The sequence below is a fragment of the Pseudomonas sp. NPDC088444 genome, assembly GCF_044900175.1.
Taxonomy (GTDB): domain Bacteria; phylum Pseudomonadota; class Gammaproteobacteria; order Pseudomonadales; family Pseudomonadaceae; genus Aquipseudomonas.
This window is the reverse complement of the sequence record NZ_JBJDNK010000006.1, coordinates 69,632-92,089: the sequence shown is the minus strand read 5'-3', so window position 1 is coordinate 92,089 and position 22,458 is coordinate 69,632. Positions and strand designations below refer to the sequence as shown.

The 22,458-nt window shown below is 58.7% G+C and carries 21 protein-coding genes and 2 tRNA genes; 7 read left to right on the top strand and 16 right to left on the bottom strand.

Going from position 1 to position 22,458, the window contains the following annotated elements; all coding sequences use genetic code 11:
- Position 1 precedes the first annotated feature (1 nt).
- From ACI2KB_RS13350 to ACI2KB_RS13310, 9 genes are all read right to left on the bottom strand, one after another.
- Positions 2-928, bottom strand: coding sequence for a DUF1837 domain-containing protein (locus ACI2KB_RS13350; protein ID WP_404635184.1), 927 nt, complete (start codon positions 926-928; stop codon positions 2-4).
- Between the two features lie 886 nt (positions 929-1,814).
- Positions 1,815-2,336 (bottom strand): DUF2846 domain-containing protein, encoded by a 522-nt coding sequence (locus ACI2KB_RS13345; RefSeq protein WP_404635182.1) that lies wholly within the window; start codon positions 2,334-2,336, stop codon positions 1,815-1,817.
- Positions 2,337-2,594: 258 nt separating this feature from the next.
- Entirely contained in the window at positions 2,595-3,194 is a 600-nt protein-coding gene (locus tag ACI2KB_RS13340) for a hypothetical protein (protein WP_404635180.1), read from the bottom strand.
- 96 nt (positions 3,195-3,290) lie between these two features.
- Positions 3,291-3,366: transfer RNA gene (locus ACI2KB_RS13335), tRNA-Thr, on the bottom strand.
- A 295-nt stretch (positions 3,367-3,661) separates the two neighbouring features.
- Positions 3,662-4,867 carry a methyltransferase gene (locus ACI2KB_RS13330; protein ID WP_404635178.1) on the bottom strand — a complete coding sequence of 402 codons (1,206 nt, stop codon included), beginning with the start codon at positions 4,865-4,867 and terminating at the stop codon, positions 3,662-3,664.
- Between the two features lie 234 nt (positions 4,868-5,101).
- Entirely contained in the window at positions 5,102-5,791 is a 690-nt protein-coding gene (locus ACI2KB_RS13325; RefSeq protein ID WP_404635176.1) for an ABC transporter permease, read from the bottom strand.
- Complete coding sequence (locus ACI2KB_RS13320) at positions 5,788-6,483, bottom strand: ABC transporter permease (protein WP_404635174.1); 696 nt, start codon at positions 6,481-6,483, stop codon at positions 5,788-5,790. Before ACI2KB_RS13320 ends, ACI2KB_RS13325 begins: the two co-directional genes overlap by 4 nt.
- Before the next feature lie 62 nt (positions 6,484-6,545).
- On the bottom strand, positions 6,546-7,304 hold the full coding sequence (locus ACI2KB_RS13315; RefSeq protein ID WP_404635172.1) for an ABC transporter substrate-binding protein: 759 nt from the start codon (positions 7,302-7,304) through the stop codon (positions 6,546-6,548).
- 13 nt (positions 7,305-7,317) lie between these two features.
- Complete coding sequence (locus ACI2KB_RS13310) at positions 7,318-8,091, bottom strand: ABC transporter ATP-binding protein (protein ID WP_404635170.1); 774 nt, start codon at positions 8,089-8,091, stop codon at positions 7,318-7,320.
- Positions 8,092-8,511: 420 nt separating this feature from the next.
- Between ACI2KB_RS13310 and gabP the strand changes: the two genes are divergently transcribed.
- Complete coding sequence (gene gabP / locus ACI2KB_RS13305; protein WP_404635168.1) at positions 8,512-9,903, top strand: GABA permease; 1,392 nt, start codon at positions 8,512-8,514, stop codon at positions 9,901-9,903.
- 336 nt (positions 9,904-10,239) lie between these two features.
- Here the strand turns inward: gabP and ACI2KB_RS13300 are convergent, their stop codons facing one another.
- The 6 genes from ACI2KB_RS13300 to ACI2KB_RS13275 form a co-directional block, all read right to left on the bottom strand.
- Positions 10,240-10,791, bottom strand: coding sequence for a cytochrome b (locus ACI2KB_RS13300; protein WP_404635166.1), 552 nt, complete (start codon positions 10,789-10,791; stop codon positions 10,240-10,242).
- An 89-nt stretch (positions 10,792-10,880) separates the two neighbouring features.
- Positions 10,881-11,372: a hypothetical protein gene (locus ACI2KB_RS13295; protein WP_404635164.1), complete on the bottom strand. Its 492-nt coding sequence runs from the start codon at positions 11,370-11,372 to the stop codon at positions 10,881-10,883.
- Between the two features lie 149 nt (positions 11,373-11,521).
- Positions 11,522-11,597, bottom strand: a tRNA-Phe gene (locus tag ACI2KB_RS13290).
- A gap of 101 nt (positions 11,598-11,698) precedes the next feature.
- Positions 11,699-11,971: an oxidative damage protection protein gene (locus tag ACI2KB_RS13285; RefSeq protein ID WP_404635162.1), complete on the bottom strand. Its 273-nt coding sequence runs from the start codon at positions 11,969-11,971 to the stop codon at positions 11,699-11,701.
- Positions 11,968-13,035, bottom strand: a complete 1,068-nt coding sequence (gene mutY / locus ACI2KB_RS13280) for an A/G-specific adenine glycosylase (protein WP_404635160.1) — start codon at positions 13,033-13,035, stop codon at positions 11,968-11,970. Before mutY ends, ACI2KB_RS13285 begins: the two co-directional genes overlap by 4 nt.
- A gap of 182 nt (positions 13,036-13,217) precedes the next feature.
- Positions 13,218-15,440, bottom strand: a complete 2,223-nt coding sequence (locus tag ACI2KB_RS13275) for an AsmA family protein (RefSeq protein ID WP_404635158.1) — start codon at positions 15,438-15,440, stop codon at positions 13,218-13,220.
- A 326-nt stretch (positions 15,441-15,766) separates the two neighbouring features.
- Between ACI2KB_RS13275 and ACI2KB_RS13270 the strand changes: the two genes are divergently transcribed.
- The 6 genes from ACI2KB_RS13270 to hisF all read left to right on the top strand — a co-directional run bounded on the left by ACI2KB_RS13270 (position 15,767) and on the right by hisF (position 20,966).
- A complete protein-coding gene (locus ACI2KB_RS13270; RefSeq protein WP_404635156.1) occupies positions 15,767-17,428 on the top strand; it encodes an OFA family MFS transporter in 1,662 nt (553 codons plus the stop codon).
- Positions 17,429-17,770: 342 nt separating this feature from the next.
- Complete coding sequence (gene hisB / locus ACI2KB_RS13265) at positions 17,771-18,364, top strand: imidazoleglycerol-phosphate dehydratase HisB (protein WP_404635154.1); 594 nt, start codon at positions 17,771-17,773, stop codon at positions 18,362-18,364.
- Entirely contained in the window at positions 18,364-19,002 is a 639-nt protein-coding gene (gene hisH, locus ACI2KB_RS13260; protein WP_404635152.1) for an imidazole glycerol phosphate synthase subunit HisH, read from the top strand. Before hisB ends, hisH begins: the two co-directional genes overlap by 1 nt.
- Positions 19,002-19,259 carry a DUF2164 domain-containing protein gene (locus ACI2KB_RS13255; protein ID WP_404635150.1) on the top strand — a complete coding sequence of 86 codons (258 nt, stop codon included), beginning with the start codon at positions 19,002-19,004 and terminating at the stop codon, positions 19,257-19,259. Before hisH ends, ACI2KB_RS13255 begins: the two co-directional genes overlap by 1 nt.
- Positions 19,260-19,282: 23 nt before the next feature.
- On the top strand, positions 19,283-20,020 hold the full coding sequence (gene hisA, locus ACI2KB_RS13250) for a 1-(5-phosphoribosyl)-5-[(5-phosphoribosylamino)methylideneamino]imidazole-4-carboxamide isomerase (protein ID WP_404635148.1): 738 nt from the start codon (positions 19,283-19,285) through the stop codon (positions 20,018-20,020).
- Positions 20,021-20,195: 175 nt separating this feature from the next.
- Entirely contained in the window at positions 20,196-20,966 is a 771-nt protein-coding gene (gene hisF, locus ACI2KB_RS13245; RefSeq protein ID WP_404635146.1) for an imidazole glycerol phosphate synthase subunit HisF, read from the top strand.
- Here the strand turns inward: hisF and ACI2KB_RS13240 are convergent, their stop codons facing one another.
- Entirely contained in the window at positions 20,967-22,448 is a 1,482-nt protein-coding gene (locus ACI2KB_RS13240; RefSeq protein WP_404635144.1) for a trypsin-like serine peptidase, read from the bottom strand.
- Positions 22,449-22,458 lie beyond the last annotated feature (10 nt).

Here is a 22,458-nt window from a genome sequence, read left to right as displayed (position 1 = left end):
TTTAGTCCAGTGCTGCATTGAATTCGTCGCGAAATTGCTGGACAGATGGGAATGGTAAGAAAAAGACCTCAAAGTTAAGGTGTTTTTTTTCAAAGCTTTTAAATTTCGTGTTAAGTGCTTTGGAAATATTTTTGCTTTCGGTAAGCAGCATTTCGCGAAATTGACTCGATAGATCGCATTGTTTGATTTTGTGAATATTTTGATATTCTTTCCAGTTGTACCCAATCAGGCATGCATGGTTGATACGAGCTCCAGGACCGGGTTCGCCTAGCTTAATCAGATCGACTACTGCATTTTTTGTGTTGTCATCGGCATATTTGAAGTGTTTTGTTATCATTGTGAATTCATGTTTGTAGATTTCTTTATCATGGAATTCATTGATGCTTTTTAGAGCGGATGTGATTGCCCCGTCAATCGAACTGTACAGTTTCGATTCGCCAAAATAAAAATCAACTAGCTGATCTTCTTCGCACCATCGCATATGAATGCCGTCGGAACCATTTGACTCTAGTCGTCTATTGGTTTTTAATTCCATTTTTGCTACGATTTGAGGTGCTTTTAGAATTGCTTCTGTTAAGAAGAAAAGAAGGGTCTCGCCAGCCTCCCCAGTTTTATCAGGATCATCTTCTGAAGTTTCTGGGTGTCTGAATAATTTTCGTGCTTCTTTTGTTAGCTGTGCTGATTGTCTATTTGTCAGGGTATCAGGTCTGTTTTTAGATGCTATACAATAGTCAATGATATACTGGTAAAGTAACTCGGCAAGAGCCTTGGACATTGGTCTACCGTTCCCATCAAACTTCAGATGATGAATTCGTATGTTCGCTTTGGCTTCGTCGATTGTTTCGGTATGCTCGATTACGTCAATGCAAGATTGGTAGTCTAATTCATCTACTGAGACGTAAAACGATGAGTTTTCTAAACTGCTCAATTTTACTCTTCCTTGATTCTCTAAAGTTTGGCTAGAGCTAGTTATTTAGTTTTCCACATCTAGAACTCGACGACTCAATGTGTAACCGCCAACTGGCTCATCCTGGCTGGTAATGAGGGTTATGGGATCATAGCCTTGGGAGGTGCTGCTGGCCAGCATTATGCCATCCTTCATGCTGCCCAGTGGCATGAACTGTGTGTGGCGCAGTACGCTGCGTGATGCGTGGCACATCCCTTTCAGTCTGCAGCGAATCAATGACGCTAATCCTCTCATCGTAACGACACTTCTACATCCGTGTAGATCACCAGCAAGCGTACTCTTCGTCGCTTGTTGTATTGTGTTGCTCCATTCATACCGTGGTGGAAACTTCTGCCATTGCGTCTACCCACCAATGCCATATCGGTCACCTCATCTATTGCTCTCCAGTCCTCGCCCCACGTCATCCCGCCAAGAATGCTGAGTGTTATCAGGGATCAAGGCCCCTGCGGCCTGTGGGTGTCGTCCACTAACGCGGGACTGGCGGCTCCTTACTTCCGAGAGCCTGGGAATCTCATGATCTGGCCTCCTGAACACCGTTACCGATGGGGGGTGGAGGCAGCACTACCTGACGAAACCAGCGCCGCGAGATCCTGAGTCGGGTGAAGGCAGCGATGCGATGACCGGGGCATACCTGACTGTCAGTCAGGTGCAGTCCATTCCTTGGTCTGCGGCACCATCATCTACAGCGCTGTTGCTGGTGACATCGGCGTTTGTCGCGCACCTCGGTGCTACCCTCGGACTCAAGTGCGGCGTACGTTGTGAGGTCATAAAGAAGAGAAGTGCTCGTTCGAAACGGGCCGCAAATTGAAGCATTGAGTCAGCCGGTAGAGGACGCCGTCACCGATTCTCACTGCACTCCCACAGGTACCCGCTGACACCACTTAATCCCTCGCAGCGCCTCCTCTGTCGGAACCAGCGCATACCGGGAGTAAAACCGCTCGCCTCCGAAGCTGGCGTTGTCCACTCCACCCAGGGTCTGTCCGTCGTGATAGTCGGAGGTGCCGACCTGATCGGCGATGAAGTACGCCTTGCCGTTCTCGACATTGATGTCGAAGTGTTTGTTGACCTTGCCGCTGATGACGGGTGGCGAGGTGGAGTCGATGGTGTGTTTGCCTGCGGGCACGGTGGCTTTGAAGTAGCCGCCGGAAGGCAGGCTGCTGATGGCTTTGCCGTCGATGTGGATGGTTGGGGCGACGGCGTCGCCGATGCTGGCGGCGGTGCGGTAGAAATAGAGTGTGGCTTGGTCGGGGCTGGTTTCTGCCGGGGGTGTGAAGAAGGGTTGGCCTTTGAGGTCGGGGCCGCTGATGCAGCCGGTCAGCAGGGTCAGCGTTGCGAGCAGGCAGGCCCAGAGCAGGGTGAGGCGTTTCATGGATGGACATTCCTTGGAAGGTTAAGGCTTTAGCTTGTCGTGGCTACAAACTGCGGTCGTCTGCGTAGTTGTGATGACAGAGATACCGCTTTCGCCACCGAGGCGGCTCCCACAGGGTTGGCGTTGAACAAAAGGCCAGGATCCGGCGCGGTTATTGTGGGAGCCGCCTCAGGTGGCGAATGCAGTCGACCAGGCAACATAAAATCTCCCACGGGCGCAGGCCGTGTGTTGGCTAATGCCCGTAGAAGCCGAGTCAGCTCACAGTTTGCAGAGACCCTTGCCGCTGTCGGTGGCGTCCGAGCTGGGCCAAGGTTCGAAGGCGCTTTTCGCGGTCAGGTTGAGGATGTTGCGACCGTTGAGCACCGGGTATTTGTGCTTGAGGGCTTCCACGGTCTGGTTGGCGTTGTTCACGTTGCCCAGGCAGAAGCGCAGGGCGTCGGCGTGGAGGTCGCCGATGTAGGCGATTTCTCCGGCGCGTACGGTGAACACCACCGGCGCTGAACGTGCCATCGAGTGGCCTGCGTAGTGCACGTAATACCAGTGGGTGAATTCATATTCTCCCGGTGGCACTTCATACATGTAGAGGTTGCCCAGTTGGTTGCGCGAGGTCTGATCGTTTTCGTTGCCCAGCGTTTCCAACTGCAGGGCGGTGCCTTCCCCGCCATGTTGTTTGATATGGACTACCAGCCCATGGGGTTGAAACAGAAAACCCTCGGCGATGGAGCCGACGATGATGGCTTTGGTCGGATCGGGCGGGCGCTTGCCGTCATAGCGCGGGCTGGCGCAGCCGATCAGGAGGGTGGTGGAGAGGGCAATGGCTGCCCAGATGAGAAGTTGTTTGCTGGCTTTCCGTAGCATAGGTCCTGTCAGTCCCTTGGTCGGTTATTGAATCGCGGCGTATGACGCCACAAACAAAAAAGGCCCACCTTTCGGTGAGCCTTTCTCGCTGAGTCATGGTGCCGGCACCAGGAGTCGAACCCGGGACCTACTGATTACAAGTCAGTTGCTCTACCAACTGAGCTATACCGGCGTGTGGGCGCTGATTATAGGGATTTGGTCTGTCGAGTAAAGCGTTAATTTCAGTTTTTTTGCGTGGCTTATGCCCTGCGGCGATTACCGTTATTCACAACCGATCCATTGGAGACAAGACGAGTGGTGCTTTTGTGGAACGGTTCTCATCTGTTCGCAAGCTACTGTTTTTCTGGAAATTTAATGTCTGCCTAAAAAATGACCAATTTGTGAAATCGTTTGCGGGCTAGGATTTTTGTGCTCTGGCCGTTGTTTCATCAACAGAGTTATCCACAGGTTGGCGGGTGTCGGGCGGCTCAGGTGCGTTCGGCGAGGATGAGCAGATTTCTCGGTGTGACGTGACTGGCGCAGAAGGTGCCAATCCGGACTTCGTAGTCACGCTGTTGCAGGTACAGCGCTCGATCAAGGACGAGCCAGAGTTCGAGGGGGCGGCGGAAGAGGTTGCGCAGCAGTTCGAGGTTGCGGACTTCGGCCAGGCGTTGCCAGCCAGCGGCTTCGAGCTTGGCCCAGTCTTGATTGCCGGTGGCAGGCAGTTCTTTCAGCTCGGCAAGGTCGCGGCAGTAGTCGGCGAAGGGTTTGTCGAGCCAGGCGCTGGGCAGGGAGGGGGTGGGCAGGTAGTCGTCGATGCCGCGCAGTTGGCGTTGCAGCAGGTCGAAAGCCAGGCGGCGGGCCATGGAGGTGTCGCGCTGGCGGCGGACGCGGGCGCCTGCGGTGACGGTTTCGCTCAGGGGCAGGCCGAGGTCGTCGAGGGAGAGCTTGAGCGTCGATGACTGACCTTCAGTCGACAGCGGCTGATAGTGGTCGCTGGCGATTCGGTTATAGCAGCACGGGGCGATGGCGAGGTGTTGGCAGTGGGCGTTGCTGGCCAGTTGCATCAGGCGCACGTGGAGGTCGCCGCAGGCGTGCAGGGCGACGGGGGTGTGGTCTGGCTGGAGGCGCTCGGCGGTGTTTTCGGCCATGACGTCTTGATGCAGATGCGTGGCGTGTACGCCGAGTTTGTCACTGAGCTGCCGGCCTGCTGCAACCAGCGCTTCGTCGCATTCGAGGCAGGTCAGGGCCTGGCCGTCGTGGGCGAGGCGCCTGCCGAGGTGGCCTTTGCCAGAGCACCAGTCGAGCCAGTGGGTGGGCGTCTGTCGAAAGCTCAGGCTGCTGGCGAAGGCTTCGATCTGTTGCCACTTGCGTCCGGGTACGTCGACGCTCATGCGCGAGGCGATGGCATTAAGGGCATGAGTCGGCAGGGTGTCGATTTCGCTCAGGACTTTGGATTGTTTGGCGAGCAGGGCGAAGGGCTCGGGGGCGTCGAGTTGTTCGGGGTGGTTGTGGGCGGCTTCGGCGTCGCCCAGCGAGCGTTGGCGCAACCAGATGGATAACTCGGGGTGTTGCGTTTCCCATGGCAAGTGGCGATGGGTGAAGGGTTTTGGTCGCCACAGGTGCTGGTGCTCGCGCAGGAAGGTGTCGAGGGCGAGGAAGTGGGGGGCGAGGTCGGCGGTGTGCAGTGGCATGGGTTGGGTGGCGATGCTGGATATGGTGTTCAGCTTACGGGCTTTGGTGGTTGTGCGGCAGTCTTCGCCAGCACGCCGGCTCCCACAGTGATGTGTGTCGAACCATGGATTTATGAACGGCGCGGATGTTGTGGGAGCCGCCTTGGTGGCGAAAGCGGCAGGCCATGCAACATAGAATCTCCCACAAGGTGATGAGTGCGTAGCCGCCTGGCCGGACTGCTCCGGTTTGCCCGTTCAGCGTCCTTGGCTGGCATCCACCCGCAGATACCGCTCCAGCAGTTTGAAGCCTTGTACCAACACGAACGACATCACGAGATAAATCATCCCGGCGATGAAGAACGTCTGTTCCGGCATGTAGGTGCGCGCGTTGATGGTGCGTGCCATGCCGGTGATGTCGAGCAGGGTCACGGTGCTGGCCAGGGCGCTGGCCTTGAGCATCAGGATGACTTCGTTGCTGTAGGCGGGCAGGCCGATGCGGGCGGCGCGGGGCAGGATGATGTAAAGCAGCGCCTTGCCCTTGGACATGCCCAGTGCGCGAGCGGCTTCGATTTCGCCCGGTGGCACGGCCTGAATCGCGCCTCGCAGGATTTCGGCAATGTAAGCGGTGGTGTGCAGCGTCATGGTCAGCGCGGCGCAGAAGAACGGCTCGCGCAGGTAAGGCCAGAACACGCTTTGGGTCACGGCATCGAACTGCGCCAGGCCGTAATAGACCAGAAACAGTTGCACCAGCAGCGGCGTGCCGCGAAAGAAGAAGATGTAGGCATAGGGCAGGGCGCGCACGTAGGGGCTGCGCGAGGCGCGGGCGATGCCCATGGGAATTGCCAGTATCAGCCCGGCCACGACAGCGATGGCCACCAGCTCCAGCGTCAGGGTTGCGCCTTGCAGCAGCTTGGGCAGCCATTTGAGGACGAATTCCCAGCTCATGACGCACTCCTCGCAAAGCCGACCGAGGCGCGCCGTTCAAGCCATGCCAGGCCGATCATCGACAGCGCCGTCATGCCCAGGTACATGAACGCCGCGACCATATAAAAGGTGAACGGCTGTTTGGTGGTGGTGACGGCGATCTGCGCATGACGCATGACTTCTTCCAGGCCGATCACCGAAACCAGCGCCGTGTCTTTCATCAGGATCATGAACAGGTTGCCCAATCCCGGTAGGGCGATGCGCCACATCTGCGGCATGACCAACTTGATGAAGATGCGTGAGCGCGAGAGGCCCAGCGCCAAACCGGCTTCGCGGTGGCCTTTGGGAATCGACAACATGGCGCCGCGAAACACCTCGGTGGCGTAGGCGCCGAAGCACAGGCCCAAGGCGATGACGCCCGCTGCGAATGCGCTGAGCGACAGGTTGGGGATGCCAAACCAGTGGCCGATGGCGCGCATGGCGTTGACAGTGCCGAAGTAGATCAGCAACACCCAGAGCAATTCAGGAATGCCGCGCACCAGTGTCGAGTACGTGCCGCCCAGCCATTGCAGGGCGCGATTGGACGAGGTTTTGGCCAGCGCGCCGAGGAGGCCCAGCACAAGGCCCAGACACAGGGCGGACAGCGCGAGTTGAATCGTCATCAGCACGCCAGCGGCAAGAGCGGGGCCGAATCCTTGGAGATCGAAGTTCATGGCTTTGCTTGGTCAGAGACATGCCCTGCCGCTCAATGAGTCGGCAGGGCGGGTCAGGCAGGTCAGAGGATGCTGAACGGGAAATACTTGTCGTTGATCTTCTTGTAGGTGCCGTCTTCGATGATTTCTTTGAGGGCGGTGTTCAGCCGCTCGCGCAGTGGGTCGTCCTTGCGCACGGCCATGCCGATCTTGTCTTCGCCAAACATCGGCTCGCCTTTGAATTCGAAGTTCTTGCCCGCGTCGCTTTTCAGCCACTCGTAGCTCGCGTATTTGTCGCCGAGCAGCGCGTCAACGCGACCGGAAGACAGGTCAAGGAAGGCGTTTTCCTGCGAGTCGTAGAGCTTGACGGTGACGTCGTCGCCCCAGTTGTCTTCCAGCCAGGTGCCCGACAGGGTCGCGCGCTGGGCGCCGATGGTCTTGCCTTTCAGGGCTTCTTTGATGGCATCGTTGTTGGCTCCCAGGTTGCTCGATTTCGGCGCGATGAATTGCAGCTTGTTCGAGTAATACGGGTTGGTGAAGTCAACGGCCTGTTTGCGCTCTTCGGTGATCGACATCGAAGAGATGATGAAGTCGAACTTCTGCGCGTTCAGAGCCGGAATGATGCCGTCCCAGTCAGAGGTGACGACTTCGCAGGTGACTTTCATCTTGGCGCACAGGGCGTTGCCGATTTCGACGTCGAAGCCCACGACCTGGCCGCTGGCGTCCTTGTTGTTGAACGGCGGGTAGGCGCCTTCGATGCCCATTTTCAGGGTCTCGGCAGCAACAGCGCTGGAGGTCACGACCAGAAGAGCGGCCACCAGAAGGTTTTTCAGGGTCTGCATCGATGTTGCTCCGTTAGCGATTGCTGGACATGAATTGTTTGCAGCGCGCCGATTGCGGGTTGTCGAAAACCTGCTGCGGCGAGCCTTGTTCTTCTACCAGCCCTTGGTGCAGGAAAACCACTTCACTGGACACCTGGCGGGCGAAATTCATTTCGTGCGTCACCATCAGCATGGTCCGGCCCTCTTCGGCCAGGCCGCGAATGACGTTCAGCACTTCTTGCACCATCTCCGGGTCCAGCGCGGACGTCGGTTCGTCGAACAGAATGACTTTAGGCTGCATCGCCAAGGTGCGGGCGATGGCAGCGCGCTGTTGCTGGCCGCCGGACAACTGATTCGGGTAGGCGTGGCGTTTGTCGGCAATGCCGACTTTGGCCAGCAGCGTTTCGGCGACCTCGATCGCCTCGGCCTTGCTCTGCCCCAGCACCCGGCGTGGTGCCTCGATGATGTTATCGAGCACGGTCATGTGCGGCCACAGGTTGAAGTTCTGGAAGACGAAACCGATTTCGCTGCGCAGGCGATTGATCTGACGATGGTCAGCGGCAATCAGTTCACCCTTGCGTGTGGCTTTGAGTTTGAGCGCTTCACCTGCGACAAGGATTTCACCGTTGTGCGGGTTTTCCAGCAGGTTGATGCAACGCAGAAGCGTGGACTTGCCTGAACCCGAGGAACCCAAAATCGAAATCACGTCGCCATCGCGCGCGGTCAGGGAGATGCCCTTGAGCACTTCCAGCTCCCCGTAGCGTTTATGCAGGTTGCGGATTTCCAGGGCGGGCGTGGCCAGGGCCATGTCGAGTCCTCACGTGTTCGGTGCAAATGGCGCACGGCAAGCGAGCTGCCCCTGCGCAAAAAGGGCGCGATGGTGCCAGCTTTAACGGCCGTGGGGAAGGGTGTTTCGGCCACTGGGGCGATGAGAGGTTGAATCTGTGCGCTTATTTGGTGCTTTTTGTCGCGGCGTGTGTATTTTCGGTGCGGTAAAACGTCTCTATCCTGTTGCGCTCGGTAACACTTCCTACAGGAATGTCGAAAGGCCATTCTTCTCAAGCACTTACCGAACGCCTCTGCAACGGGCATACCCACGCACGACGTCGCTTTTGAAATATCTTGGCGTACTTCTTGCGTAAAAAATAAATAACAGGGCTGTTGTGATCTTTTTACGAAAGACCGCAAACCGTTCTGATCCGTATAAAAATCCCTAAAGGTTGCTTACATGAGCAGTACCCCAAATTCTTCAAACCTCGATCAGGGGCTCAAATCGCGCCACATCACCATGCTGTCCATCGCAGGTGTGATCGGCGCTGGCCTCTTCGTCGGTTCCGGCCATGCCATTGCCGAAGCGGGCCCGGCGGTTTTGCTGGCCTACGCGGCGGCCGGTACGCTGGTGGTTCTCGTCATGCGCATGTTGGCCGAGATGGCGGTGGCTTCGCCGGACACCGGTTCTTTCTCGACTTACGCTGATCGCGCGATCGGCCACTGGGCGGGCTTCACCATCGGTTGGTTGTACTGGTGGTTTTGGGTCTTGGTGATTCCACTGGAAGCCAACGCCGCTGCGACGATTCTCCATGCGTGGTTCCCGAACGTCGCGATCTGGGTGTTCACGTTGGTGATCACCTTGGTGTTGACCGCGACCAACCTGTTCAGCGTGAAGAACTACGGCGAGTTCGAGTTCTGGTTCGCGCTGATCAAGGTGCTGGCGATCATCGGTTTCGTGATCCTGGGGATCGCGGCGGTCTTCGGTCTGCTGCCGACCAGCCAAGTCAGCGGCGTCAGCCACCTGTGGGACACCAATGGCTTCCTGCCAAACGGCATGGGGGCTGTGCTGGCGGCGATGCTGACCACCATGTTCTCGTTCATGGGTACTGAAATCGTCACCATTGCGGCTGCCGAGTCGAAGAACCCAGGCCAGCAAATCACCAAGGCCACCAACTCGGTGATCTGGCGGATCTGCCTGTTTTATCTGGTTTCGATCTTCCTGGTTGTCGCGCTGGTGCCGTGGAATGACAGCCGTCTGGCGCAGGTCGGCTCTTACCAGACCGTGCTGGATCTGATGGGCATCCCGAACGCCAAGTTGATTGTCGACATCGTGGTGTTGGTCGCTGTGACCAGTTGCCTGAACTCGGCGCTGTACACCGCTTCGCGCATGCTGTTCTCCCTCGGCAAGCGTGGCGATGCCCCCGCCGTTTCGCAGCGCACCAGCAAAGCGGGCACCCCGTATTGGGCTGTTCTGCTGTCGACCGCTGCGGCGTTCGCGGCCGTGTTCGCCAACTACGTCGCCCCGGCGGCGGTGTTCGACTTCCTGCTCGCCAGCTCCGGCGCCATCGCGCTGCTGGTGTACCTGGTGATCGCCGTGTCGCAGCTGCGCATGCGCCGCAAGCGTGAATCCGAAGGCCAGACCATTGCTTTCCGCATGTGGCTGTTCCCGGGCCTGACCTGGGCGGTGATTGCCTTCATCGTTGCCGTGCTGACTATCATGCTGTTCCAGGACGCTCATCGCATGGAAATCATCGCGACCGGCTTGCTGAGCATTCTGGTTGTTGCAGCAGGCTTGATCGTGTCGAGCCGTCGTAAGGCAGTGAAAGCGGGGAAGGTTGTGCTCAATTGAGGGTTGATTGAGCGGGCGTTGCCTGTTTGAAAAACGGCTGCTCTCAGGGATGGGGGTGGCCGTTTTTTTGTTCAAGCATCCCCATGGGGACATTCAGGGAAAGCAATGGTGATCCTCAACCGTAATGAGCCTGCCTTCTACATCCTTTCCCCTGAGCGATACGAAGAGCTTCTCGATTTGTTGGACGACGCCGAGCTCGTATCGTTAAGGCGCGACGTGGCGGTCGCACACTCAAGGTAGATATTGATGACCTCATCGCAGAGGCCGAAAAGCACTAACCCCAAGCCTGAAGAGATTACGGTCTATAGCCTTGAATTTTTTACCGTGGGCAGTGGCTCACCGTTTCGGATGCATCCGCCCCAACACCGACTTCCCTCGCACTTGATGCAGCACCACCGCAGCCAGATGTAACGCCACCAACCCCGCCAGGATCGCGCACAGCACGTGGTGCAGCTCATGGAGCTCCAGCAGCGCGATCTTCGAGTGAATCAGCTGTGGCAGCGGTATGAACGCCATTAGCATCACGGGGTGGTTCATCATCAACACCCCCGTAATCAATACGCCGGTCACTGCCAGATAAATCGCCTTGTGGGCGAGACCTGCTACGCGCTCCTGTGCCGTTTCGGGCTTAAGGGGAGAGCCAGCTCGGACGGCCAACCACAGACGCCAGGCGAAGAAAGGAATGAACAGGCTGGTGATCTGCGGATTGAATGACTCAACCCATTGCCGGAACGGGTCGTTAGCGTCCAGCAACACCACTCCGAAGCCGCTGAAGGTGGCCCAGAGAATGATCGCAGCAGACAGCCAATGCAGGAAGATTCGAGGCTTGGTGTAAGCGCTCGCTTCATTCGTCGTCGGAATGGATGAAGGGGAGTGGGGGTGTTTCAAAACGGTAGCCTTAGTGAGAAGGAATTGCATTCTCGTGGTGGCGCAAAGCTACCGTCTTGACCGGGGTCATGCAAATGAAAACCCGTGTGTTACCGACGACCTGCGTCGCGTGCGTTTTTGCGGTGCAGAATGTCGGACGCTTCGATATAGGCCTTCTGGAAGGCTTCGCTGCTGATGTACTCGACGGCGGTGTCTTCATCTTCGTTGTGGAAGATGCCGCGATAGGTGATCAATAGCCCCATCATGAAGTCGGTGGCAGGGTCTTCTTCTTCCTCGGCAATCACCAGTTCCAGCACCGGGTATTGCAGGAATACCACGCACATCGCCAGCAGGCTGACGGCCTCGGCTTTCTTCATGGCTTCGAACAGGTCGTCGAAGTCGGCAGGGTCGAAGCCGTTCTCTTCGATGTCTTTGAAGTCGAAGGTGCTCAGGTCGATTGCCACGTCATCGAACGGCTCATCGACGAAGGCGTGTTTCAACACGGGATGAACGACGACGGGTTTGCCCTTCCCGGAGCGGCTCTGCTTGGCCTTGGCTTTGGCGCGCTGGGCACGTTTTTGCTGTTTGTCTGCGGAGGCCATGCGAGTGAGTCCTTTTGTGGGCGGAGGAGGCGGGCTATGAAAACCTAACCGGGTCGATTAGCCAAGGTTAGTCGGGGGGAAGTTGCCCGAAAAACCGCGCCCAATAAAAAACCCCTGAATCTTTCAATTCAGGGGTTTCTCGATATTAGTGGTGCCCAGAGACGGAATCGAACCGCCGACACGGGGATTTTCAATCCCCTGCTCTACCGACTGAGCTATCTGGGCAACGGGGCGCATTAAACGTGTTTTTCAGGAGGTCGTCAAGCAAGTCTTTGAAAAAAATTCGAATTATTTCCTTCGCTTACGTCTGACGCCTCTCTGAAGCGTCATTCAGACGGTGGAACGTAGCCTTCGGCCTTGGCGTATTCCTCGCCGGACAGGTACTTGTCCATTTCGGTCTGGAGGAATTTACGGTCTTCGGCGTTCATCATGTTCAGCCGACGCTCGTTGATCAGCAGGGTCTGGTGTTTCTGCCAGTCGGCCCAGGCTTTCTGCGAGACGTGGTTGAAGATGTCTTCGCCCTTGGCGCCCGGATAGGGAGGGCGGTCCAGGCCAGGCAGTTCTTCTTTGTACTTGCGGCACATTACGGTGCGGGTCATGACGACTCTCCTGCATTCAATACGTCGGCTGCGTTTTTCAGCAGCTTCTTCACCGGGGCAGCCAGGCCCAGGCGCGGCGGGGTGGCGAGGTTATACCAGAGCCAGTCGTCCTCGGCCACGTGATGGGCGGACTCCTCGACCCGAACCAGCCACGGCTCGATGGTCAACTGGAAGTGGCTGAAGGTGTGGACAAGTCCCGGCAGTGCCTGGTGCGTGCCCATCGCCAGCGAGTGTTGATCGGCCAGGTGCTGCATATCGTCAAAGTCGTCCAGCTCCGGCAAGCTCCACAGCCCGCCCCACAAACCGGTCGACGGGCGACGATAGAGCAAAATCTCGCCTTCGCGGTTAGCGAAGATCGGCATCAGCGTGCGTTTCTGCGGGACGGCCTTGCGCGGTTTCGGCACCGGGTAGCGGGTTTCCTGGCCGAGCATGTGCGCTTCGCAGCCGCGCTCCAGTGGGCACAGCAGGCAACTGGGCTTGCTGCGGGTGCAGAGCGTCGCGCCCAGATCCATCATCGCCTGAGTGTAGTGATTGACGCGGCTGTGGGGCGTGAAACGCTCGGCGGTCGCCCACATCTGCTTGGCGACCTTGGGTTCCCCCGGATAACCCTCTTGGGCGGTGAAGCGCGCCAGCACGCGTTTGACGTTGCCATCGAGGATCGGCGCGCGCAGGCCCATGCTGATGCTGGCGATGGCGCCTGCGGTGGATTGGCCGATGCCGGGGAGTTCGGTGAGTTTTTCCACGTCGCGAGGGAATTCTCCCCCGTGTTGGGAGACGACGATCTTCGCGGCTTTTTGCAGGTTGCGGGCGCGGGTGTAGTAGCCCAGGCCCGTCCACAGGTGCAGCACTTCGTCTTCCGGTGCGTCGGCCAGGGCTTGAACGGTCGGCAGCGCTTCCATGAATCGGTCGAAGTAACCGAGCACGGTGCTGACCTGAGTTTGCTGCAGCATGATTTCCGACACCCAGACGCGGTACGGCGTGATGTCGTGTTGCCAAGGGAGGTCGTGGCGGCCGTGTCGGTCGTACCATTCGAGGACGGCGGAGGAGAACTGCTCGGGTTGCATCGTGGTTCCGGGGTTCAGGGCAAAAGGTTGGGCCTGTGTAGACCTCGCAATTGTGGGAGCCGGCTTGCTGGCGAATACGGTGAATCAGCAACAAATGAGTTGCCTGATACGCCGCATTCGCCAGCAAGCCGGCTCCCACACGTTTTGTGTCGTTGGGCCAATCGGTGATCGGCCAAAAACGGTTACCGCTTGAACAATCCTTTGATAGCGTCCTTGAGCTCGGGACTGACCTTGTCCCCCAGCTTTTCGTCGATCTTGTCGCCGATGCGGTCCGTGGCCAGTTTCGCCGCAACCTTGCCCAGCCCCTCATTGTCCAGCCGACACGCCTTGGCGCCCAGTTCCAGCGGGCCGCGGCAAAGGATCGGCCATTCAACGCCAACGAAGCGCGGGTTCACTTCGCAGGCGGGGTCTGGCATGTCGCTCTTGTCGCCTTCGATGATCACGCCGACGCGGTAGTTCATGCCCATCACGCGCAGGTCGATGTCGCCATCGCCGTTCACGGTCAGGCCCGGTGTGCGGACTTTCAGGTCCGGGTTGCTGGCCACGCCGTTACGAAACACCAGATTGCCATTGAGTTGCTGGAACGGCGTGTCTTTGCCGCGAGGCTCGCCGCTCAAGGTCTTGCGATTGAGCACCGAAATTCCGCGACACAGTTGCTGTTCAAGGTTGGCGTTGACCAGCACACCGTCGTTCAGTGCGAAGTTCGCGGTGCCGTTCAGGCTTTCGACCAGCGCCTTTTGACTGTTGCCCTTGGCGGTGACGTCGCTGTTCAGCGTCAACAGGCCGCGCAGCGGTGGCGTGGTGCCCTGGCTTTGGATGAAGTGCTCGACCGGCACTCTGACGATGCGGGTCTGCACGGCGGCCAGCGGCACCTCTGGACGAACGTCGAGGTTGCCTTTGACTTCGAAGTTGCCGTTATAGAGATCGCCCCGCAGGCTGTCGACGGTGATCACGCCGTTCTGTGCTGAGGTTTTCAGTGCAGCGTTCTGTATCGGCAGTTTTTCCACAGTCAGCTTGCCGAAGGTCAGGTCCGCATCGACATCGAGAGTGCGCAGACGCTCTTGAGGCAGCAGTCGTGCGTCGCTCCAGGCGCCTTGGGTCGGTTGGTTCGGCAGCGGTGAGGTGCCCGCAGCGGCCATGGCTTCTGCTTCGCCGCTTTGCACTTCGGACTTGCGCGCAGCGCCAGCGGCTTTGGCCTGATCGCTTTGCGGCGGACGATAGCGGTCAGCGTCGAAGGTGTCGGCTTTCAGTTGCAGACGCAGCGATTGCCTGGCGAAGTCGTCCACGGCGACGCGGCCCGTGAAGGTGCTGTCATCGAGCCTGAGGGTCAGGTCATCCAGCGACACGCTGTTTTGTGTCGCGGCGATGCGGCTGACCATTTCCAGCTTGGTCAGGCTGTTTTCCCCCAAGGTCGGCGCGGTCTGGCCGACGCTGTCGAGGAACTCGCGCAGATTGAATTGAGCGATGGAGATGCCGCCGCTCAGCTGCGGGGCCTTGTCCAGATCACGTACATGCAGCTCGCCCAATGCGCGGAGCTGGTTGGCCGACAGCTTGAGGTTGGTCCATTCGGCAACGTTGGCCGACATGTCCGCCAGCAGTTGGCCCTGGGCCGAGAAGCTCAGGGTCTTGCCTTGCAGCGGATCGCCTGCGGCCTCACCCGAGAAACGCATGTCGTCCAGTTGATAGCGCTTGAGTGCGCGGTCGAAACGCAGTTTGCCGGTCAGTTCGGTTTTGGTCCGTACGACAGGCTGATTGGTGCTGAGGAAGGCCGTCAGTTTGATCGGAATGTCGGTCGCGTTGTGAACCGGGCCGGTGCTTAATTGAATGCTTTCGGCGGTGAATTGCCGGGCCTTCTGGATGTCGTTGAAATCGATGCGCGCGTTGTTCACGGTCAGGCTGTCGATGTCCAGCTTGAGCGGCTGCCAGGTGCGTTCAGGTTTTCCTGCCGTGTCAGGCTGGGGCGCTGGGGCGGCCGGTTGAGCTGGATTGGCGGCTGTCGCAGGTGCTTTGCCGATGTCTTCCCAGTTGCCGTGACCGTTTTCGTCACGGGTCAACATCAGGTTCAGGCCCTCGACCCGCACGTCGCTCATTTGCACTTCTTTGCGCAGCAGCGGAAGCACGCGCACGGACAGCCCAAGCATTTGCAGGTCGGCGAACGGTTTGGTCGGCTCGGTCAGCGTCGCGACGCTGGCGTCGTGCAATTCAAGGCCCAACCAGGGGAACAGGCTCCAGCCTATGTCGCCATTGAGGGTCAGTTCGACATGGGCACGGTCGCGAACCAGTTTACGAATCTCGTCTTTGTAGTCGTTGGGATCAAACAGATGGGTCAGGGCGAAGCCGAGAGCCACGATGATCAGCAACAGCCCGAGAATAAAGAGCCCCAGGATTTTGCCGAACGCTTTCATGGGCGAGTCCTTGTATTCGTGTCGTTCAAATTTAGCCCGCGAGTATAGCGTTCTCACGCAGGCGCCGGGCCTTGTTCGGCCGTGCGCAATATCAGAGACAGCGATCCATGCAATGACAGACGGTATAAAAAAGGTAGTAGCAGAATGCTTTCTGTCACCTCGTAAATGCTAATCTCTCGCCGTTCGCGGGAATCCCTGCGTCGAATTGTCACGTTATGAGGCCGTTCTGCCGATAAAACTTCCGATGCTTGCGGCATCAAGAGAAGTGGCGGGGCCGTTGCCGTGGTTCTGGCGTGGCACAACTATAAATAGGGGCAAAACAAATAATGACTACGAGCACTGCTCTGGGCGGCACTGTCGCTCAGCCTGCGTTCTTGTCCAAAGAGCGCATTATCGCCAAGCGTGGCTTCAACCGTTGGCTGGTTCCGCCAGCCGCTCTCGCCATCCACCTGTGCATCGGCATGGCCTACGGCTTTTCGGTGTTCTGGTTGCCGCTGTCCAAGGCCATTGGCATCAAAACCGCCGTGGCTTGCGCGCCAGACATGGGTTTCTTCGAGCAAATCTTTTCGTCCAGCTGTGACTGGCCGATTTCGATGCTCGGCTGGATTTACACCCTGTTCTTCATCTTCCTGGGCTGCTCGGCTGCCATCTGGGGTGGGTGGCTGGAACACGCAGGTCCGCGCAAGGCCGGTGTTGTCTCGGCGCTGTGCTGGTGTGGCGGTCTGCTGATTTCTGCGCTGGGTGTCTACACCCATCAAATCTGGCTGATGTGGATTGGCTCGGGCGTGATCGGGGGTATCGGTCTGGGTCTGGGTTATATCTCGCCGGTGTCGACCCTGATCAAGTGGTTCCCGGACAAACGTGGCATGGCGACCGGCATGGCGATCATGGGCTTCGGCGGCGGCGCGATGGTGGGTGCTCCACTGGCGACCGCGCTGATGAGCCACTTCGCAACGCCTGACAGCGTCGGCGTATGGCAGAGCTTCGTGGCCATGGCGGTGATCTACTTCATTTTCATGATCGGCGGCGCGCTGGCGTACCGCGTTCCGCCTACGGGCTGGAAGCCTGAAGGCTGGACCGCGCCTGCGAAGAAAACCAACAGCGCGATGATCACCAATCGTCACGTCCACGTCAGCGTTGCGTGGAAAACCCCGCAATTCCGTCTGGTGTGGCTGGTGCTGTGCCTGAACGTTTCGGCGGGTATCGGCATCCTCGGCATGGCTTCGCCACTGTTGCAGGAAGTGTTCGGTGGCAAGCTGCTGGGCAACGATCAGGGCTTCGCGCAACTGGACGCTTCGCAACTGGCGGCCATCGCGGCCATCGCAGCGGGCTTCACCGGTCTGTTGAGCCTGTTCAACATCGGTGGCCGCTTCTTCTGGGCATCGTTCTCTGACTACATCGGCCGTAAAGCGACGTACTTCGTGTTCTTTGCGCTGGGCTTTTTGCTCTACGCATCGGTCCCGACGCTGGGCCACTTGGGCAGCGTTGCGCTGTTCGTGGCGGCATTCTGCGTGGTGCTGTCGATGTACGGTGGTGGTTTCGCGACCGTTCCGGCTTACCTGGCTGACCTGTTCGGCACGCAGATGGTCGGTGCGATCCATGGTCGTCTGCTGACCGCCTGGGCGGCTGCTGGCGTGCTCGGCCCGGTGCTGGTGAACTACCTGCGTGAGTATCAGCTGAGCCACGGCGTGGCCCGAGCCGATGCTTACGACATCACCTTGTACATCCTCGCCGGTCTGCTGGTGCTGGGCTTCATCTGCAACATGCTGGTGCGCCCGGTGGCCGACAAGTACTTCATGACCGATGAAGAACTGAAAGCAGAACAGGCGATCGGTCACGACGCTGGCGCCGACCACACCACTTCGCTGGAGTGGAAAGCCGACGCAGGCACCAAGCCGCTGGCCGTCCTGGCCTGGCTGGCAGTGGGTATTCCGCTGGCGTGGGGTGTGTGGATCACCTTGCAGAAGACAGCGGTGTTGTTTCACTAAGCCGTCATCGGTGTCGGCCTGAGCATTCGGGCCGACGCCGGTCTGCTACCCGGAAACGGTGAATCCGCGAAAAATGGGTTGTCTGACACGCCGCATTCGCCACCAAGGCGTCTCCCACAATGACCGCGCCGAGTTCAAAGACGCTGCTCGCTGCTGAACCGTGTGGGAGCCGCCTTGGTGGCGAATGCGGCGTGTCAGACAACATAGAATCCCAAGCGTGTCATTTGTACAGACATGTCTATCTGCGTCATCCCGTCTACCATCACACGTCTCGTGTTTCTGTTTCCCCGCCACACGCCTATAATGTCCGCCTTTTCGCCCAATGATTTTGCGGAGCTGGTGATGGCCGAACGTAAGGCGTTCGTCGAGCGCGACACCCTGGAAACCCAGGTCAAAGCCTCGATTAACCTGGATGGCACCGGAAAGGCCCGATTCAACATCGGTGTGCCTTTTCTTGAACACATGCTCGACCAGATCTCCCGTCACGGGTTGATCGACATCGAACTCGATTGCAATGGCGACCTGGAAATCGACGACCACCACACTGTGGAAGACGTCGGTATCACACTGGGTCAGGCCTTCAGCAAAGCCATTGGCGATAAAAAAGGCATTCGTCGTTACGGCCACGCCTATGTCCCGCTGGATGAAGCGCTGTCCCGTGTGGTCATCGACTTCTCGGGTCGTCCTGGCCTGCAAATGCACGTGCCGTACACCCGCGCTGTTGTCGGCGGTTTCGACGTGGACCTGTTCCAGGAGTTTTTCCAAGGCTTCGTGAACCACGCCAACGTTACGCTGCACATCGACAACCTGCGTGGCACCAACACCCACCATCAGATTGAAACCGTGTTCAAGGCTTTTGGCCGCGCGCTGCGCATGGCCGTCGAGCTGGATGACCGCATGGCCGGACAGATGCCTTCGACCAAGGGCGTGCTGTAATGCAGACCGTTGCCGTTATCGACTATGGCATGGGCAACCTGCACTCGGTGGCCAAGGCGCTGGAGCACGTTGGCGCAGGCCGTGTGCTGATCACCAGCGACGCCGACGTGATTCGCGAAGCGGACCGCATCGTGTTCCCCGGTGTGGGCGCCATTCGCGACTGCATGGCTGAAATCCGTCGGTTGGGCTTCGATGCACTGGTGCGCGAAGTCAGCCAAGACCGTCCATTTCTCGGTATCTGCGTCGGTATGCAGGCGTTGATGGACCGCAGTGAAGAAAACGATGGCGTGGATTGCATCGGCCTGTTCCCAGGGCAAGTGCGCTTCTTCGGCAAGGACCTTCACGAAGACGGCCAGCACCTGAAAGTGCCGCACATGGGCTGGAACGAAGTGACCCAGTCGGTGGATCACCCGCTGTGGCACAGCATTCCGGACAAGGCGCGCTTCTATTTCGTGCACAGCTATTTCATCGAGTCGCCGAACCCACGGCAGATCGTGGGGCGTGGTCATTACGGTCGCGACTTCGCGGCTGCGTTGGCCGACGGTTCGCGCTTTGCCGTGCAGTTCCACCCTGAGAAGAGCCATATCCATGGCCTGCAGTTGCTGCAGAACTTCGCTGCATGGGACGGTCGCTGGTAATGAGCCGCAAGAACAAGGCGCCGATCCTGACCCTCACGCCCGAGCAGGAAAGTGAGGCATGCCACAAGATCAAGCGCTTCATGGAAGATCGCTTCGAACTGGACCTTGGGTCTTTCGAAGCGGCGGAAATCCTTGAATTGTTCACCCATGAAGTCGCGCCGCACTATTACAACCGAGCGATTTTCGACGCACAGGCGCTCCTGAAAGAGCGCTTTGAGAGTATCGAAAGCGACGTTTGGGCGCTCGAAAAAAACTAAATTCCGATTGAGTAGGTTTCCAGATGCTGATTATCCCCGCTATCGACCTTAAAGACGGTGCCTGTGTGCGTCTGCGCCAGGGCCGTATGGAAGATTCCACGGTGTTCTCCGATGACCCGGTCAGCATGGCGGCCAAATGGGTCGACGGTGGCTGCCGCCGTCTGCATCTGGTTGACCTGAACGGCGCATTCGAAGGCCAGCCGGTCAACGGTGAAGTGGTCACCGCGATTGCCAAGCGCTACCCGACCCTGCCGATTCAGATCGGCGGTGGTATTCGTTCGCTGGAAACCATCGAGCATTACGTCAAAGCGGGCGTGAGCTACGTGATCATTGGCACCAAAGCCGTGAAAGAGCCTGAGTTCGTCGCCGAAGCCTGCCGCGCGTTTCCGGGCAAGGTGATCGTCGGTCTGGACGCCAAAGACGGTTTCGTCGCCACTGACGGCTGGGCGGAAGTCAGCTCGGTTCAGGTGATCGACCTGGCCAAGCGTTTCGAAGCCGACGGCGTATCGGCCATCGTGTACACCGACATCGCCAAAGACGGCATGATGCAGGGCTGCAACGTGCCGTTCACGGCGGCGCTGGCAGCGGCCACGAAAATCCCGGTCATCGCCTCGGGCGGCATCCACAACTTGGGCGATATCAAAGCCCTGTTGGATGCAAAAGCACCGGGCATCATCGGCGCCATCACTGGCCGCGCGATCTACGAAGGCACGCTGGATGTGGCCGAAGCGCAGGCGTTCTGCGACACCTATAAGGCTTGACGCACATCGATCCTGTTCCTGTGGGAGCGAATTCATTCGCGAGACGCCAGTACAGCCGATAGACATTCATCGGACGGGACGCCCAGTCGCGAATGAATTCGCTCCCACAAAGATCCAGTTTCAAATCAAATATTGATGTTGGGCGTTAGCCCGGCAGTTTTCGGAGAATAGGCCCATGGCCCTCGCCAAGCGCATCATCCCTTGCCTGGACGTCGACAACGGTCGTGTGGTCAAGGGTGTGAAGTTCGAGAACATCCGCGACGCCGGTGACCCGGTGGAAATCGCCCGTCGTTACGATGAGCAGGGTGCGGACGAAATCACCTTTCTTGACATCACGGCCAGCGTCGATGGTCGCGACACCACGCTGCATACCGTCGAGCGTATGGCCAGTCAGGTGTTCATTCCGCTGACCGTGGGCGGTGGCGTGCGCACCGTGACCGACATCCGCAACCTGCTCAATGCCGGGGCGGACAAGGTCTCGATCAACACGGCTGCGGTCTTCAACCCTGAGTTTGTGGGTGAAGCCGCTGCGCGTTTTGGTTCGCAGTGCATCGTCGTCGCGATCGACGCCAAGAAAGTCTCAGGGCCGGGCGAAACCCCGCGCTGGGAAATCTTCACTCATGGCGGTCGCAAGCCGACCGGTCTGGACGCCGTCGAGTGGGCGAAGAAGATGGAAGGTCTCGGCGCGGGTGAAATTCTGCTGACCAGCATGGACCAGGACGGCATGAAGAACGGTTTCGACCTGGGCGTGACCCGCGCGATCAGCGATGCGCTGGGTATTCCGGTGATTGCATCGGGTGGCGTCGGCAACCTGCAACACCTGGCCGATGGCGTGCTGCAAGGCCATGCGAGCGCTGTGTTGGCGGCGAGTATTTTCCACTTCGGCGAATACACCGTGCCGGAAGCCAAGGCGTTCATGGCGCAGCAAGGCATCGTCGTTCGCTGATCACGGCATCAGTAAATCCGTTCGCGGCAGAGACGCCTGTTTCGACAAATCGTGGGCCTTCGAGCACAGCTTGAGGGGTAACTTCGAGGCTTCGTAGGTTCTCGCGCCTTCGAAATGGGGCGTGTACCCATCCGGCTCATCGCAGTCTACGGCGTCCGGTTCGCCTGATTTGAACGTGTAAACCCATAGCGATGGTGCGGAGAAGTACGGCTCGACCCGATAACCGCCCTCGCTCAGGCGGTCTATCGTCAGTTCCGGCATGCGGGTCGGGCCTGCCGGTGCCAACTCCATCGCTATCACCACAGGCTTGTTCATCATCTCCTGCGCCGGTCGCTGAGCCTGCGATGTCACGCCGATGATGCACAGAAAGTGCATGCCGGCCTCAGGCCCGACCGGGTCATCGATCAGTACGTTGGCCGCATCGGCGGCATCCTTGTAGTAATGCGGGCTTTCGCATTCAGTGGCGCTGCGAGTGGTTTTGTAGCGATACATCGGGGTGTTCAGCGAGAACGGCCATGACCAGGTCGGGAATACGGGGTTGCCCTGTCGATCCAGCGTGATACGGCGGTAGGTCTTGGGTGAATAGTCTTCGCCAAGCGTCATCTCCAGCGTGGATCGCAGTGTGCATTGCTCGGCGTCGGGGTTGAAGCGACCGTGGACGAAGCAGTTTTGCAGCCCTGTCGCAGGACTGGAGTACTGGGTATCCGGCGACCAGGCCGGCTGGCCTCCCTTTATTTCGCAAGGTGCATTGGTCTGGCAGCGGTTTTCTGCCTTGGCGCGGCCAGTCGAGGTACTTGTAACACCTATGATGTGGTTTGATCGGCGATCCAGCAGCGGGCTTCCAGAGCTGCCAGGGGCGATTCCAGCGCAGCGGTGCTTGTAGAAACCGCGAAATACAAAAACCTCCTCGACTAGATCTTCTGCGCCCTCGTAAGCGCATAGCGACAGTCTCAGTCCGGGCGCGTTTTCATGGCCGGAAGGCACCCCGACGATCATCAGGTCCACGCTGTCTGCGGGAGGTCGATGGCTTAACTTCAAGGGTTCGATACTGAGATCGAGCAGTTCCTGCAAGGGTGTTTGCAGTTCGATGAGGGCCAGGTCCGCGCCGCGCACGGTCGCGCTGACGATCTGTTTCAACTCGTGACGTTGCGTCCTTTGCATGTTGCCGAGAAAGTAGTCGAAATCGATATATCCCTGAACCGGCGTGTTGTGGGTGAAATTGAGGCTGTGGCGGGTTACACAGTGCCCGCTGGTGAGTATGTAGGCGGGACCGGCGGCTTGGGATTCTCCGTTGCGCGAGTCGATCAGGGCGCCGGTGCAGCGCGACTTTTGCGAAGCCTGGTCGACTTGCAGACGACCGACCGCGCGCCAGTGCTCGTGGCGCCCCTGTGCATTATCAAGGGCGATGGCGGGAGAGCCGTTGGCGTGGCCCTCGCCGTAATCCCTGGCCTGGGCCAGTTCTGCTGAGAAAAGCGTGATCATTGCGAACACA